2 protein-coding genes are annotated in these 1,589 nt (G+C 70.5%); one reads left to right on the top strand and one right to left on the bottom strand.

What is annotated here, in order from left to right:
* The coding region (locus tag ACWELQ_RS45400) for a multicopper oxidase domain-containing protein (protein ID WP_452403145.1) at positions 1-220 on the top strand (220 nt) is incomplete at its 5' end.
* 18 nt (positions 221-238) lie between these two features.
* On the opposite strand, the gene aroB is transcribed toward ACWELQ_RS45400, so the two are convergent.
* Positions 239-1,357, bottom strand: coding sequence for a 3-dehydroquinate synthase (aroB, locus tag ACWELQ_RS45395; protein ID WP_452403144.1), 1,119 nt, complete (start codon positions 1,355-1,357; stop codon positions 239-241).
* Positions 1,358-1,589: the final 232 nt, after the last annotated feature.

Here is a 1,589-nt window from a genome sequence, read left to right as displayed (position 1 = left end):
CCTCAACCAGTTCCAGGTGCTCTCGCGCGACGGCAGGCCGCCGTCGCCCGCCGACGGCGGCTGGAAGGACACGCTCTACCTCACCGCCACCGGCATGGCCGAGATCGCGGTGCGGTTCACCGACCACGCGGGCCGGTTCGTGCTGCACTGCCACAACCTCGAACACGAGGACATGGCGATGATGGCGACCTTCACCACCGTGGCCGGGAACGCCTCCTGACCACGGTGATGCCCGCGACTAGAGCAGGACGGCTCCGCTGGTGGGGCCGTCCTCGCGGGCGATGGCCGAATAGGCCGCGGCCAGCAGGCTCGGGTCCGGGCCCTCGAGGCGGCCCGGCTTGGCCAGACCGTCGAGCACCACGAAACGCACCACGCCCGAACGGGTCTTCTTATCGGTCTGCATGGTGTCCATCAGCTGCGGCAGCGCGTCGGCGTCGTAGGTGGTGGGCAGGCCGATGCTGGCCAGGATGCTGCGGTGGCGTTCGGCGGTGGCGTCGTCGAGACGTCCGGCCAGACGGCCCAATTCGGCCGCGAACACCAGGCCCACCGACACGGCCGCGCCGTGCCGCCAGCGGTAGCGCTCGCGGCGCTCGATGGCGTGGCCGAGCGTGTGGCCGTAGTTGAGGATCTCGCGCAGATCCGATTCCTTCAGATCGGCGGCGACCACATCGGCCTTGACCTGGATGGCGCGGCGGATCAGCTCCGGCAGCACGTCGCCGGTCGGGTCCAAGGCGGCCTGCGGATCGCGCTCCACCAGCTCCAGGATCACCGGGTCGGCGATGAAACCGGCCTTGATGATCTCGGCCATGCCCGCCACGATCTCGTTGCGCGGCACCGTCTCCAGCGTCGCCAGATCCACCATGACCGCCGCCGGCTCGTGGAAGCAGCCGACCAGGTTCTTGCCCGCCTCGGTATTGATGCCGGTCTTGCCGCCCACCGCGGCGTCCACCATGGCCAGCAGCGTGGTCGGCACGTGCACGATGTCCACGCCGCGCATCCAGGTGGCGGCCACGAACCCGGCCAGATCGGTGGCCGCGCCACCACCCAGGCTGATGATCGCGTCCTTGCGGGTCAACCCGATCCGCCCCAGCACCTCCCAGCAGAACCCGGCGACCTGCAGATCCTTACCGGCCTCCGCATCCGGGATCTCCACCCGATGCGCGTCGACGCCCTTGTCCGCCAGCGCCTTCCGCACCACCTCGGCGGTCTCGGCCAGCGGCGGCTGATGGAAGATCGCCACCGTCCGCACCGCGGACTTCCCCGTCACCTGATCAACCAGATCACCCAGCAGCCCGCGCCCGATGATCACCGGATACGGGTCGGCGGTACGCACCTCGATGCGAGTCGGCTCGCTCATAGGACTCCTCCGTGAATGCTCCCGCCCGACGGCGGGAAAGAAACGAATCCCCGGCGCACGGGGAACTGAACGAAAAGCCGGTCCGGGGCGGTGACGGTCATGAATCGCCCTCCGCCGCAGGGGGAGTGGACGGGCCGGTGCCGTTGGTCGCTATCTCGTGCTCGCGGGCGCGTGCCCGGGCGCGGCGGGCGCGTGCCCGGCGGGAGCGGCCGTTGCCGGGGGCGGGGGTCGG

Source organism: Nocardia sp. NPDC004722 (assembly GCF_053601505.1).
The sequence above is the reverse complement of the archived record's forward strand: the minus strand, read 5'-3'. Positions and strand labels throughout refer to the sequence as shown.

Excerpts from the sequence above, each read along its gene's own strand:
- aroB (WP_452403144.1), bottom strand. The coding sequence starts at position 1,357 with ATGAGCGAGCCGACTCGCATCGAGGTGCGTACCGCCGACCCGTATCCG.